The sequence below is a fragment of the Algoriphagus marinus genome, from assembly GCF_001936475.1.
Taxonomy (GTDB): Bacteria; Bacteroidota; Bacteroidia; order Cytophagales; family Cyclobacteriaceae; genus Algoriphagus; species Algoriphagus marinus.
Window position 1 is genome coordinate 172,860 of record NZ_MSPQ01000003.1, and the last position, 13,713, is coordinate 186,572.

Annotated in this window: 10 protein-coding genes; 1 reads left to right on the forward strand and 9 read right to left on the reverse strand. The window is 42.2% G+C overall.

The features are described from left to right. Window positions 1-49 precede the first annotated feature (49 nt). The 3 genes from BVC88_RS07525 to ytxJ all read right to left on the reverse strand — a co-directional run bounded on the left by BVC88_RS07525 (window position 50) and on the right by ytxJ (window position 3,828). Window positions 50-271: a hypothetical protein gene (locus BVC88_RS07525; RefSeq protein ID WP_075350049.1), complete on the reverse strand. Its 222-nt coding sequence runs from the start codon at window positions 269-271 to the stop codon at window positions 50-52. Window positions 272-506: 235 nt separating this feature from the next. Continuing rightward, window positions 507-3,365, reverse strand: a complete 2,859-nt coding sequence (locus BVC88_RS07530; RefSeq protein ID WP_075350050.1) for a TonB-dependent receptor — start codon at window positions 3,363-3,365, stop codon at window positions 507-509. A 127-nt stretch (window positions 3,366-3,492) separates the two neighbouring features. Next, a complete protein-coding gene (gene ytxJ, locus BVC88_RS07535; protein ID WP_075350051.1) occupies window positions 3,493-3,828 on the reverse strand; it encodes a bacillithiol system redox-active protein YtxJ in 336 nt (111 codons plus the stop codon). 70 nt (window positions 3,829-3,898) lie between these two features. On the opposite strand from ytxJ, the gene BVC88_RS07540 reads away from it, so the two are divergent. After that, window positions 3,899-5,302: a DUF4403 family protein gene (locus BVC88_RS07540; RefSeq protein WP_075350052.1), complete on the forward strand. Its 1,404-nt coding sequence runs from the start codon at window positions 3,899-3,901 to the stop codon at window positions 5,300-5,302. Between the two features lie 90 nt (window positions 5,303-5,392). Here BVC88_RS07540 and BVC88_RS07545 read toward each other — a convergent pair whose 3' ends face one another. The 6 genes from BVC88_RS07545 to acs all read right to left on the reverse strand — a co-directional run bounded on the left by BVC88_RS07545 (window position 5,393) and on the right by acs (window position 13,682). Further along, complete coding sequence (locus BVC88_RS07545) at window positions 5,393-6,604, reverse strand: cation:proton antiporter (RefSeq protein ID WP_075350053.1); 1,212 nt, start codon at window positions 6,602-6,604, stop codon at window positions 5,393-5,395. A gap of 618 nt (window positions 6,605-7,222) precedes the next feature. Next, on the reverse strand, window positions 7,223-7,705 hold the full coding sequence (locus tag BVC88_RS07550) for a HEAT repeat domain-containing protein (RefSeq protein ID WP_075350054.1): 483 nt from the start codon (window positions 7,703-7,705) through the stop codon (window positions 7,223-7,225). 12 nt (window positions 7,706-7,717) lie between these two features. Continuing rightward, on the reverse strand, window positions 7,718-8,962 hold the full coding sequence (locus BVC88_RS07555; protein ID WP_075350055.1) for an LGFP repeat-containing protein: 1,245 nt from the start codon (window positions 8,960-8,962) through the stop codon (window positions 7,718-7,720). A 134-nt stretch (window positions 8,963-9,096) separates the two neighbouring features. Next, window positions 9,097-9,768, reverse strand: coding sequence for a 3'-5' exonuclease (locus BVC88_RS07560; RefSeq protein WP_075350056.1), 672 nt, complete (start codon window positions 9,766-9,768; stop codon window positions 9,097-9,099). Continuing rightward, window positions 9,765-11,708 (reverse strand): DUF294 nucleotidyltransferase-like domain-containing protein, encoded by a 1,944-nt coding sequence (locus BVC88_RS07565; RefSeq protein ID WP_075350057.1) that lies wholly within the window; start codon window positions 11,706-11,708, stop codon window positions 9,765-9,767. Before BVC88_RS07565 ends, BVC88_RS07560 begins: the two co-directional genes overlap by 4 nt. An 81-nt stretch (window positions 11,709-11,789) precedes the next feature. Then, window positions 11,790-13,682 (reverse strand): acetate--CoA ligase, encoded by a 1,893-nt coding sequence (gene acs, locus BVC88_RS07570; protein ID WP_075350058.1) that lies wholly within the window; start codon window positions 13,680-13,682, stop codon window positions 11,790-11,792. Window positions 13,683-13,713 lie beyond the last annotated feature (31 nt).

Sequence of the window (13,713 nt, forward strand, 5' to 3'; positions counted from 1 at the left end):
ATTCAAATAAATGAGGCTGCTTCAAATTTGAGACAGCTTGGATTTTTGATCATCCAAGTATTGGATTCTTCGTACATGTAGTAGCTGTTATAGTTTCATCCTGAAGCCATGGAAATCCTTGCCTATCTACACAACCCGTACCAGATGGACAGCAAATGTGATTGCCTGGCAATGGTCCAGCTCCCTGAGCATTGGATTCAGAACTGTTAAACATCAAGGCAACTCCCATGCAGAATAGCCCTCCAATAAGTAATTTTTTAATCTTTCTCATATTTATGAAAATTTAGTGGTTAATAATTACGTTAAGGTCAAAATCTATTTGATCAAAACTCTTAAAAATACAGGAATGGCGTTTTTTTTTTTTTTTTTTGCAAACGGCTGAAAATCAATTTAAAGAAAATTTAAGGTGATAACTGAGATTAAAATCAAAAAAGCCACTTGAATTTGAGTTCAAGTGGCTTTTTATTGGTTAGATTTTTATACTTCTCACTTAAGACTTCTCACTTCTACCAAGTTCTACCTCCGCTTGGCCGGCCTCTTTCCCAAGGATTATTTGATGGCTCTGGTTCTTTGAAGTTACCAATGATGTAAGTGAAGGTCAGCATGCCATAGCGAGTCAGGACATTGGTGAATACATCGGTTACCGCTACATCGGAAATGGTTCGACTGATGCTATTATTTTGATTCAATAAGTCAAAGATCACGACTTTCAGTTCTGCCTTGTTATTCTTCGCAAATCGCTGACCTGCCTCGATATTCCATAGCCAAACAGACTGATCCAATCCTGCAGACAATCCTCTATAGAAGGTGTTGTTGATGTTATTTCCGATAAAGGTCTTTCCATTATTCGGTGAATAATACAGCCTCAGATTAGATTCCTGGATGTAGTAGTTTTGATCCAGATTCGACTGCAAGCTGGAATTGACGATGGTATAAGTACCCGTAGTGCTGATCGTGAAGTCCACGTTTTTGGAGATATTACTGCTGAGTGTAAAGCCTTGACTCAAGTCGATATTATCATTCAGATTTAGGTCTCCATTGATCAAACCCGGAGTTCTGTTGAATCCTAGTCGGGTATTCAAGTTCAGATTCGACTTGATTTTCTTTACCGGCATGCCATAGGTCAAGAAGAATCGAGTTCGGAAGTTACCATCCAAGTTTTCCGGTCTGGAGATTTGTCCACCTGGCCGAAGGAGAATTTCTCCATTGATCAAGGTATCCTGAGCGGTGATAAAGGTGCTATTCCCAATGTAATTTGCAGTAGCCGAATAGTTGATAAACATGAAGAGTGTTTTAGACTTTTCCAGATTCACCTTGCTGATATTTGCGAAAATATTGTGGTTAAAGCTTTGTCCCAAGTTGGGATTACCCACACTTAGATTGAGAGGATTCTGGTTGTTGACTACATTCTGAAGCTGATTTACACTCGGCTCATCGGTATCAGTTCGGTAGCGAACCCGCCAAGAAAAACCAGTCTCTCGATTTCGGAAGTTGACATTGGCACTTGGAAGGATATTGTTAAAACTACGCTTAAATACGCCAGGAGTAGGGAAGAAGGCTTCGTTGTTTAATTGAGCATTTTGATAATCCAAATTCAAATTGATGCTATAGCCACTGTTGTTGTAGGCATAGCCGGTTCGGAGTCGCTGCGTGATGAATTTATTATCAAACTCGTTACTCAAGGCACTATCTAGCACAAATTGGTTTTCGAGGTCTAGCACTCTGGTTTTTTGATCAGCCCTAGTGTCGTTATTGCTGATTTGATATCCAATAGTTCCAATTGACTTTTCGCCAAGCGGCTCAGTTAATGTAGCATTGATTCTATAGTTAAAACCATCATTTAATGCGTCCGTACGCTGTTCGGTAGTATCTAGTCGATCCCGATTGTAGTCTAGGCTTGCTGCTAATAATTTGGATAATTGATCCCGATTAGACCAAGTGGTATTGATATCTGTAGAAAGTGTTCTTCCCTTCTTATCAAACTTGTATCGATAGGTAATATTATTTGAAATATTTAGCGCTTTCGTTTCTGTGTTTGAAATAGAACGAAGTGCACTCAGGGAATCTCCAGTGCTGGCCAACGTCAAGGCATCCCGATCGCTGAAAGTCTTATTGTTTTGATATGAAAATGACGGCGTGATTACCAAAGAATTTTTATCATTCAAATCTGCCTCGATTCTACCGCTTGCACGATGATTGTAATTATCGACAGTGTTGATCAGATTTTCCTGATAAATCTGGCTTAAGCTTTCATTGATTACAGTTTCACGGTTGGTGATTTGGCTGAGGGTATTTGCGGTATTGTTGAAGAAATAATTTCCAGTGAAATTCACCTTCTTACCCCATTTATCGCTGTAGTTTAGACCCACTGCATTGGTTGTAATTATACCGATATCATTTCCTCCAGAGAAAGCATTATTTCCTCCGCCACCCCAGCGTCCTCCTCCTCGACCCCCACCTCCAGCAGATGCATTGGCATTGACGCCAGCAAGATCCTGACTGGAGAAGTTTTGTTGGTTGATATTATTAAATAATCCTAAAATCGAAATTCGTTGGTCTCCCTTAAATAGGTTGACGCTTCCACCTGCGGAATAGCGATCATCCGTACCATATCCTGCATAAGCTCTACCGAACTGACCATTTTTGCGATCTTCTCGGAGAATAATATTGATGGTTTTGGTGTAAGTCCCATCGTCAAATCCAGTTAATCGGCTTTGATCCGAGCGCTGATCTAAAACTTCCACCCGCTCAATTGCATCAGCTGGTAAGTTTCGAAGCGCGATACTTGGATCCGAACCAAAGAATTCTCTTCCGTCAACCAATACTTTTTGAACCGCTTCACCTTGAGCTTGAAGCTGCCCGCCTTGCATGGTGATGCCAGGCATTTTTCGGATCAAATCTTCAGCCTGTGCATTTTCTTGGGTTTTGAAAGCCTTTGCATTAAAGGAAGTGGTGTCTCCTCTTTGCTCTCCAACCGGATTGAGGCCTTCGATTACCACCTCATCGAGTACTTTGGAATCTTCCAAAAGAATCAAATTTCCTAATTCAACAGGATCTCTAAAGTTGTGATTCTTTGTGATGGTCACATAGCCAATAAATTTAATTTCGATTTTGACGTCAGGAATTTGAGGTCTTGCGATCGAAAATTTACCCTGCCCATCAGTGACAGTTCCGACCAAAAGGGAATCCGTGACTGTTTTGATCAGCACGTTGGCTCCAGCCATGGGAGTATTGGTGACTCCATCGATCACTATTCCAGTGAATACTCTAGCCTGTCGAGCCTCTCCAGTTGGTCTTTGACCAAAGGCTGAAAAAGCAAGTAAGCTGCTAAAAATCAGTAAAATAAATGCGTATTTGTTTTTCATATTGTTACAAAGTTCTTACACTTTGACTGATTGACAATACGAAAGGTTTACTGGGACGTCAAACTAAAATAAGAATGGATACAGGATTGGATAAATGGTTTTTTACCCGTTTGAAAGTCTAAAAAAATTAAACTTGGTCCATGATCTCCGGATAGGAAATCCCAAAATGACTAGTATCAAAGATCGCAGAACCGTTTTTGATGACAATCACCTGAGGAGACTGATGCGGCACACCGAATTCCTGGGCCACGAGGTTTGATAATTCTCGATATGCGATAAGATCCAAAAAATAAGGAACAACCTTTTCTTCATCTCCATGTTTCCAATTGCGCAGAAGTCGGTCAAGAGACATGCCACTCACTGAGCATCGGGTGCTATGCTTGAAGATCATCACAGGTGTTGATTCGCTTAGTGCTTTAATTTCTGCGATTTGGCCGGGTTGAGTCAGTTTATTCCAGTTCATTTGTTTATTCTTTACTTTTGGGACAATACTTGCAGGGATGAAATAGTTCCCTTCTAAGCCTCAATCATTCATGAAAATAGTATCTCTTAATTTTTTTCTTAAAAGTTTCCTTTTATTCGGTTTGGTGATCATCAGTTTTTCTGCTTGTAAAACTCTGAGTCCAACCAGCGATCCGGGACCTCTTCTATTACCTCCCCCCGCACTTTCTTCAGTGAATGTTCCCTTACAAATTCCAAAGGCTACTTTGGATAAGATTTTCAATTCTCAGATTCCTGCGGTACTCTTTGATGAAAAGGATGTTGATATGGGTTCGGGAATAAACGGTGATTTGAAACTAAGTAGAAATGGAGTGATTACTTGGACCGCACTGGATAGTCAGCTTATTGAGTTACGGGTTCCGATTTCAGTTCAAGGACAAGTTGGACTCAAAAAAGGTGGTTTAGGAAGTTTTTTCAAATCAAAAATCCCGATTAATGAGCAATTAAATCCTGTATTTGTGGTCGATCCGGAAATCAATTCCAATTGGGATTTGGGAATCAAAGCCCTTGAATTAGTCGATTTGGGAGGTTCGCTGTCGCTTGACATCCTCGGGATGCAAGTGGATTTGAGCAGCTTGATTGGTAGGGAGATCCGAAAATGGAGCGAACAAAATCTGGTTGGCCAAGAATCAATTGTCAGCCTAAAACCTTTGATAGATTTGACTTGGGCTCAGGTAGGAAAACCCTTTGAGGTGGAATTGGAAGGGGTGAAGACCGCTTTTTCGATCCAGCCTCAGGAAGTTCGATTCCGAGAGTTTTTTGATGCCAATCAAAACTTCAACGTCTGGCTTGGGCTTTCTGGCAAAGTGAATTCACATCCTGCTACCGCTGCCCCTTCACGAGCTTTTCCTTTACCAAAACTTAGTCCTAATCTCAACGACAAAAACGAGCTGGAGATTCTGATGCCATTAAGCGTCAGCTATTCTGAGCTGGATCAGCTTTTAGCCGAGAATCTGTCGGATAAATTATTCCGAATAGACAAGAAGACCACCATGATTCCCTCCAATATCAAGACCCAAGCTTTTGGGGAATTTGTCGCGGTAAGTATGGATTTCTTTGCGGAGAAAAGTAATGGCAAGTCGCTGGAAGGGACAATTTTCGCTGTGGGCAAACCTGCTTATGATGGACAATTACGTCGATTGATTTTTAAGGATGTGAATTTCAAACTGGAAAGTGGAAATCTTGGAGCACAAACCGGAGTAGGATTGAAAAAGCGAAAAATAATTAAGAATATCGAAAGGCGAGCGGTGTTTCCAATAGGGGAATTGTTGGATGGAAGTTTGGGGTCTATTCAGGATAGATTGGGATTGTCCACCCCGATTGCAGATTTGGAAATTCAAAACCTTAATATCCTTCCTGCAGGATTTTATCCGATGCAAAATGGCCTGCTGATCCAGATCAAAGCAACCGGGAAAGTTGCTGTGGATTGGAAATAGAAAAGCGATCTTTTGGACCTTTAGTTTTTGAAACAGATCTACCTCAAGATGAGCTAATTCACACATGTTTTAAATGGGTTAAAGTTTAACCTAACTCAGCTCCCCAGCTTTAGAGAGCGAAAATCTGGATGAAATAGGACCTATGATTTCATGAATTAAAGCCGCACCTATTACGACTCCCATAATAATTGACCCAGTTTCTTCAAAAACAGGATCTTTTGCGAGTAAGAGTGCTAGACCAATAACAATACCGCCTTGGGGAATTAGGCCGCCTGCAGTGTATTTTTTAACTTTTGAATCGGACTTTACGACTTTTGCCCCCGTGTAAATACCTGAATATTTCCCGATTATTCTGGCAATGATATAGATAAGAATAAGCGCATAGCTTCCAGTAATAGAACTCAGGCTCAGTTGCATGCCTGATAATGTAAAGAATACCACAAAAATCAACTCATCAGTATAGCGTTCAATAAGCTTGAAGATTTTGTCTGAAAGTGGATTAAAATTTACAACAACAGTTCCGAGAGCTATAGTAGCTAGAAGAGATTCAAACCCAAAGTAATCTGCAACTCCATAGCTTAATAATATTAAGCTTATGGTTAAAACGATTAAGGTTCCTTCCTCCTGCTTTTTAAAAATTTTGGTGACCAAATAAAAAAGTAAACCAATCAATCCGCCCACAAGTAATGCACCGCCAATATTTAAGCCCAGATCCAATAGGGTACTGCTGAATTCAATATCCGATTTCCCCAAAAAGAAAGCTGCAAATGCAGTAACTAGGGTGTAAATAATGATGCCCACGATATCGTCAAAAGCTGCAATTCCAATCATCGTAGAACTCACCTCACCCTTTGCTTTATATTCATGGATTACGGCTAGTGTAGCAGATGGGTCCGTCGGAGCTGCCAAGGAAGCTAGAACCAAACTGATAGCAATTACCACATGAACTGACTCGAAAATGTGAATGAAAAAATAAAGAGTAAAAAACATAAACAGAAAGACAGAAATAAAGGCAAACAGACTTTCCATCACTGTTAAGGTTAAGATCTTGCTGCCTGTAGTCTTAAGGTTTTGTATCGATAATGACCCCCCTATTGAAAATGTTATTACAGATAAGGAAATGGAAAGTAAAGGGTCAGTTTGGTCCACAAACTCGTGAGACATAATCCCTGATAAATCTGGATTTAGGAGCAGCCCAGCCAGGATGTAACCGGAAATTTTGGGGAGTTGTATTTTTTCTGCCAACTCTCCGGCTAGATACCCAATGAATATTAATATCCCGATACTAAATATTACATCCATAAGCCTTGATTCTTTTGTTGGAAACGGATGTATTAAAATACATTTTTAAACCTTCCTTTAAAAGCTATTTACAATTGAATATGCCGTAAATCGGGTTGATTTTTTAAAAAATCATATTCTTAAACTATCGACCCCATATACTCAATAAGGAAGATTTTAGCATACGACTGTCTACTAAATTAGCTAATTTACTTTTATGTATATCCGCAATTCTGCCAGTAGCCAAATTTTATTAAGTTTCACCTCGACTTCGCTCGGTGTCCGTTAGTTTTTGTTTTTAAGGGAGGGGAGGAAAATGCGGCCCAGCCGCATTTTCCTCCCCTCCCTTTAATAACCTGAAACCCGGTGGCCGAGCGAAGTCGAGGCCATCTTGCCCTACTGGCAAAGAAGCGGATAATCAGATTTACTTTTGTCCACATTAGCCCAAATACTTTTCGCCCTGATTGTTTCAGTAAAATAAAGCTCTGGACAAGGAATCAATGTGTGATTTTATATTTTATTCGAAATTGAAAGATTTTGAATAGATACCTCTAGCTCTTCAGAGAAGTGTAAATCTATGTCAAAACCAAAAAAAGCCGTCTAAACTAGACGGCTCTTCAATCGGGTTCAACAGGTTAATTACTTCATCTTTTTCATAAGCTCCATTGCATCGGATTTGATGCTGTCATTTAGGAAAGTTTTGGAGATATGATCGATTTTACTTTTAAAGTTTTTTTCCATTTTCAATGCGGATGCTGAGCGCATTGCAAACTTCACCACAGAGGGATCATTGTCGTCAAGGGATCGCTGTAGAATCGCTTCGGCGATTTTAGGCTCCCGCTTTTGAGCGCCATATGCCGCCGCAATCCGAACAGGGGCAATACCGCGATCAGCAGCTGCCTTTAGGATTTCATCAGCTCCGGTTCCGGAGATATAGCCTACTAGGTAGGCGGCTTTGATGGATAGGTTTTCATCATTCCCTTCAATAAGTTCAGCGAGGAGCGGTAATGCCGCCTCCCCGAATTTCTTTGCGCCAGCCGGATAGTCCAACTCATCCTGTCTCAAAAAAGCGAGCAGTTCCTGTGGATCAAATTCCGACGTTTTCTTTTTTGCTTGTGCCATGATTTTTTGAGTTTAAAGTGGAATGGTAAGATTTGAACTTCGCATAGTGGATGACTCTCCGGAAGTCAAATCAGGCGGAGGATTGGTAATGTTAAACGTACCATTGCCAGTCATCAGCCTGTTGTTGTTATTCACATGGTGAATGCCTAAGACGTGTCCAAATTCATGACCCAAAGTCCAACGACTGGCTGAACGTACCACTACACAACCAGGACGGCCTGATGGATGCGCTGCACAGCCGTTATAGCCAGGGACGGTACTACGTACATAATAGACTACTACATCATCTGTTCCAACGAAGTTTCTGTTTCCAAAAAGCGTCGTCTGTTCTGAGGTGACAGATCCCATAGTACAACCTCCGACGTCTACATCATTTAGTGAGGGGATATTGAGGTTTTCTGTTGAGGCGCAATCCACCCGAATTCCAGCCACTGCATAAACTTCCTGCATTGCCGCAAACTGCTCGTTGATTGTAAAAGAAGTTGGTGTTTCCAGGATTTTCACATGGACTCTAACCCGCTCTCGAAGCACTCGGACCCCAGCTGTAGAAGACCAATAAATACTTCCATGTTGGAAATGAGAGATTCTTGCAGCCCCATCAAAAACCACCAACTCATCCGAGATAGGATAGCCTAAGAAGCTGCGCTCCCAGCCCAAAGATGCCCAGTGAGATCGGATCAGTCCATGTACCTCATGAGCTCCTGTACTTGGACTCCAATAAATACTTCCTCCCTGAAAATGATTGAATCTACCTACTCCATCGGGGCATGTGGTTTCATTTGTCAGTGGATAGCGTAGAAAACTCCGCTCCCAGCCCAAGCTTGAGTACTTGTTGCGGATGGATCCATGGACTTCCCAAGCTCCTGTACTCGGACTCCAAAAGATGCTTCCTCCCTGAAAATGATTGTATCTCCCAATCCCATCCAGAGTTTTGGTTTCATCTGTTTTTGGATATCCTAAAAAACTTCGCTCCCAGCCTAAAGAAGACCATCTGGCTCGAATTAATCCATGAACTTCATGCGCTCCTGTGGAGGGATGATAGTAGATGGAACCATTGACATAATGCTGGAATTCCCCAACTCCATCAGGACATTTTTTGATGGTCGTGGTGTTGGTGCCCAGCCAACCTGAAGTGCCTCCCAAAGCCCAGTATTTTTGGGTTATTGGGTGCAACTGGAAAACTCTGATCGCCTCAATCGCTTTGAGATTCAAATCCTTCTCTAAAACAATATTAGGATCTATTCTAAATTTTGACATAACGTTAAAAGTTTATGTGAGGAAAAAAGTAATAATCTAATTTAAACATAAATACCTGAAAACAAAGATATTATGTTTTTAGGTTTATGATCATACCAATAAAAAATAGAAAATTTCGAATATTTTAAAAATTCTTATCGAATCAATTGTCCGAAGTTTTTAATCCCTTTTACTGCAGCCAATTTTAATAATTTGAGAAAAAGCTGTGCAGTCAGGAAAGCGTCTCCCGCGGCGGTATGTCGATCCTCAGTGAGGATATCATAACGTGAGCAAAGTGCGTCCAACCCATATTGTTCCGGATTGAATTGGCTGCGGTCAGCATGTGGTCCATGCTCAAGACGTATCGCCAAGGTCATGGTGTCGATCATAGGGTTTGGTAGCTTTTCCAATCCAAATGGTTTGCAAGCCTTTTGCATCATTTCTGTATCAAAACCAATATGATGCGCCACTAAGATCGAATTTCCGAAATAGTCCAAGCTTTGCTCCGCAAATTGCCTAATGGAAAGTTGATTTTCCCGCTGTATCAATCCATGAATCGGGGCTGTTTTTTCTCCGGAATTCGGGGAGTTGGGATAAAGTTCCAATGCAGTTTCAATCTGTATTGCTTGATTTCGAATCTTGACTGCTCCGAAAGAAAGAATGTAATCATCCTTTATCGAAAGCCCTGTGGTTTCGGTATCAAAAACTGTGAATTCAAGTTGAGCTATACTTCGGATTGCTGGGATTGGCTTTTGATTTTTAAGGAGAAAAGCTTCCACAAAGTCAGCATGATCTATCTTTTTCCGTCCAAAATTCCACCAACTCATTGCTGAAAATAGTCTAATTGAAACCGGACCTTCACGATACTTTGAAGCTCAGTGATCGGTGAAAAAGTGTTTTTCAACAGTTGTCGCTCCAATTTCCCCAAACTTTCGGGCTTGATAAATCGGCCACTGGATTGATTTCTCAGGCCTTCTAAAGCTCTGGTTCGCATCAGGATTTCATAAGCTTTGGCAGCCTGCTTGAACAATGCCTCATAGTTGGGCTCCAATTCCGCAAGTCGGTCAAACCGCTTAAACGTATTATTCACCCCGATCACCCCATGACTGAGGACAAGCAGTCTAGCCAAATCTGCCAAAGGCATCATTGCCCGGGATTTGATGTCAAATTCATTTTTGTGTTCACCGGACTTCTCTGCCACAAAATCCTTGAAAAAGCCCAATGGCGGTGGATTCATCATGGCGTTTTTTGCCAAGAAATTGAGGAAGATTTTCTTCTTCTGTATTTCTTCATAGATGTGGAGACTCAGTGTTTCTCCCAGCCCAAGATTCCCGGCGATGGGCCGGAAGTCGAAGAAAATCGTGGCACTGAGGATGGCTTCTTCCGTGGGTCTGATGATCCACTCACTGAAGTATTCTTTCCATTTACTCATGGGTTGCACCCATTTAGGATTGCTGGCCATGATATCTCCGGGACAGGAAGCAAAGCCACAAGCAAGAAGCACTTCAACCATTGCCGTCCCTAGTTTAAGAAAGTAGGCTTGGGCCTGATCGGCCAAAGCTTCTGGCACATCTCCGTACACCAAGGCATTGTCTTGGTCAGTTCGAAGTAATTGCTCTTCCCGACCTTCTGACCCGAGCGAGAGAAAGCAAAAAGGGATTTTCTTCAAGGCTGGATCCTCGTCGGAAAGTGAGTTTTCTGCGATTCGCAAAGCCTGCTTGATGATGATATCATTCACTTCAGTCATGACCGAAGCCACGAAATCCATGGTCAACTCATTTTCCAGATAGTATCGAAGCATCTGCTCCGCCTGATCTCGAATCAGCCGCATCTCTTTCAAATCCAGTGTATTCATCAAACCATGAATCAATACTGCAGGACTGTTTCCCATGGAAAGTAGAACATCGTGATCAGAGAGAATCCCGCAGACCTGACTTTGATCCGTCCCATCCTCGGTGAGGATCAGATGGTGTAACCGGTTTTTGATCATGGTCAGATAAAGATCTGAAAAAGAGGCATCACGTCTCATCGTCAAAACCGGAGTACTCATAATTTTCGATGTGGGGGTTTCCAAAGGAATTCCTTTAGCTACAACTTTTGATCGAAAATCTTTGTCAGTGATGATTCCCAATGGCTTCAAATCCTCACGGCAGACAACAATGCTACTTACTTGCTTTTCTGCCATCAAGGCAGCTGCTTCCTGAATAGACTGTTCTGGGCAGCAGGTGAGGACCTTTTCTGAAAATTTGATTTCTGACTGGTCCGAAAAAATCATCAAAGAATGATCCCGAGACTCATTTTTGAAAATTCCCCGAGCTTTTTGCCCTTCGGAAAGATCCTGACGGATGACCACCTGACCAGAAGCGAAGCCCGCGGCAAAATATAAAGCCACGCGACTGTTATTCTCTAAAATTTCCTCGAAAACCGTAACTGGAATAGCATACACCAAACTGTTTTCCTCCACTTTTGCAGAAAGCACATAGGGCCGTTTTCCCAGCAAAGCCAGCACTCCAAAGACATCCCCTTCATCACATTGATCGCGGATCTCTTCGTGGTTTTGAAGCGATTCAGTCAAAATAATAGCGCCCTCTTTGAGAATGTAAAAATGAGGTTCGGCCGGTTGCCCCTGTCGAAACAAAGTTTCGCCCTTTTCCAAATAGCGCACCTGCACCGATGCGGCGACCTTCTCCAAAACTTCTTTCGAAAGAAATGAAAAAGGAGGAAACCGCTTGAGAAACTCCGCTACCCGATGGACGATGACATTCATTAAAATATATGATGTAAGATTTGAGATGTAAGATGTATCGAAATCCAATCATACATCTTACATCAGCAATCTTAAATTTGGTCACTTTCTTCCTTCAATAATCTGATTCACTACCTCTGGATCCAAAAGAGTCGAGGTATCGCCCATGCTATCCAGACTGTTTTCTGCCACTTTTCGAAGGATTCGGCGCATGATTTTACCAGAGCGAGTTTTGGGAAGTCCAGGGACAATCTGGATTTTATCCGGCTTGGCAATTGGGCCAATGATTTTGGAAACCATGTCTTTGATTTCATTGATAAGATTTTCCTCTGTTCGATGGGTCATGTCGCAAATCACATAGGCATAGATACCCTGTCCTTTGATTTCATGTGGATAACCCACTACTGCAGATTCGATGACTAGCGGATGTTCGTTGATCGCATTTTCTACTTCTGCTGTGCCCATTCGATGTCCAGAGACATTGATTACATCATCCACTCTTCCGAGTATTCTGTAATAGCCATCATGATCTCGTTTCACCCCATCGCCTGTGAAGTACATGCCCGGATAGGTGGAGAAATAAGTTTGCTTGCAACGCTCATGATCGCCGTAAGTGGTTCGGATCATGGATGGCCAAGGGAATTTGATGCAGAGGTTTCCTTCTACGGAATTTCCAGTTAATTCATTGCCTTCCGGATCGACAATACAGAGTTGGATTCCCGGAAGGGGAAGTGTAGCGAAAGCCGGTTTGGTAGGGGTGATACCTGCGATAGGGGAGATCAAGATTCCTCCAGTCTCAGTCTGCCACCAAGTATCTACAATCGGACATCTGTTCTTGCCAATATGAGTGTGATACCAATGCCAAGCCTCCTCATTGATAGGTTCTCCTACGGATCCGAGGACTTTCAGCGAACTTAGATCATAGCCTTCAATCGGCTCGGTACCATAAGCCTGCAAAGCTCGGATCGCTGTCGGTGCGGTATAAAATACATTCACTTTATGCTTTTCGCAGACTGCCCAGAACCTTCCTGCATCCGGAAAAGTCGGAACTCCCTCAAACATCAAAGTTGTCGCTCCAGCTAACAACGGACCATATACAATATAAGAGTGTCCGGTAATCCAACCGATATCTGCTGTACACCAATAGACATCCCCTGGAGAATATTGGAAGACATTCTCAAAGGAATATTGGGTGTAAACCATGTAGCCACCTGTGGTATGGACGACCCCTTTTGGCTTGCCTGTAGATCCTGAAGTGTAGAGAATGAAGAGCATGTCTTCACTGTCCATTTCGGCCGCTACATTTTGATCAGACTCGCTAGCAATTACCTCATGCCACCAGAAATCTCTCCCCTCTTTCATGGTGACTTCCTGATTGGTTCGCTGATAGACGATGACTGTTTCTACAGATGATTTTTCCAAAGCCTCGTCAACCACAGATTTCACTCCGATTTTCTTATTTCCTCTATAGTTTCCGTCAGAAGTCAATACAGCTTTGGCACCGCAATCGACGATTCGATCCGCCAAAGCGTTACTTGAAAATCCTGCAAAAACCACCGAATGTATCGCTCCGATTCTTGCACAGGCAAGCATCGCAATCGCAGCCTCCGGTACCATAGGCATGTAGATGATGACTTTGTCTCCTTTGCCAATTCCTTTTGATTTGAGTGCATTGGCAAATCGATTCACTTCATGAAAAAGCTCTCGGTAAGTCAATGTCCTTCCAACTTCATTGGGATCATTCGCCTCCCAGATGATCGCGGGTCGGTCTCCGATGGTGTAGAGATGTCGCTCAAAAATATTTTCAGTGATGTTCAGCTTCCCATCTACAAACCATTTTACATCGGGGTCTTTGAAATTCCACTTGAGGACATTTTTCCAACGCTTTCTCCAGTGAAAAGAATCTGCGATCCTTGCCCAAAATTCTTCAGGCTGTGTCACACTTTTTTGGTATTCGTAGAGGTATCCGCTTAGGGTATGAATTCGATCGCTCATGATGGGATTGGGTTTTTGTTACTAAAATTTA

What these genes read in the sequence shown, in the direction of transcription:
- BVC88_RS07525 (WP_075350049.1), bottom strand. Translation starts at nt 271, where the DNA reads ATGAGAAAGATTAAAAAATTACTTATTGGAGGGCTATTCTGCATGGGA.
- ytxJ (WP_075350051.1), bottom strand. Translation starts at nt 3,828, where the DNA reads ATGAACTGGAATAAACTGACTCAACCCGGCCAAATCGCAGAAATTAAA.
- BVC88_RS07565 (WP_075350057.1), bottom strand. Translation starts at nt 11,708, where the DNA reads ATGAATGTCATCGTCCATCGGGTAGCGGAGTTTCTCAAGCGGTTTCCT.
- BVC88_RS07545 (WP_075350053.1), bottom strand. Translation starts at nt 6,604, where the DNA reads ATGGATGTAATATTTAGTATCGGGATATTAATATTCATTGGGTATCTA.
- BVC88_RS07530 (WP_075350050.1), bottom strand. Translation starts at nt 3,365, where the DNA reads ATGAAAAACAAATACGCATTTATTTTACTGATTTTTAGCAGCTTACTT.
- BVC88_RS07560 (WP_075350056.1), bottom strand. Translation starts at nt 9,768, where the DNA reads ATGAGTTGGTGGAATTTTGGACGGAAAAAGATAGATCATGCTGACTTT.
- BVC88_RS07555 (WP_075350055.1), bottom strand. Translation starts at nt 8,962, where the DNA reads ATGTCAAAATTTAGAATAGATCCTAATATTGTTTTAGAGAAGGATTTG.
- acs (WP_075350058.1), bottom strand. Translation starts at nt 13,682, where the DNA reads ATGAGCGATCGAATTCATACCCTAAGCGGATACCTCTACGAATACCAA.
- BVC88_RS07550 (WP_075350054.1), bottom strand. Translation starts at nt 7,705, where the DNA reads ATGGCACAAGCAAAAAAGAAAACGTCGGAATTTGATCCACAGGAACTG.
- BVC88_RS07540 (WP_075350052.1), top strand. Translation starts at nt 3,899, where the DNA reads ATGAAAATAGTATCTCTTAATTTTTTTCTTAAAAGTTTCCTTTTATTC.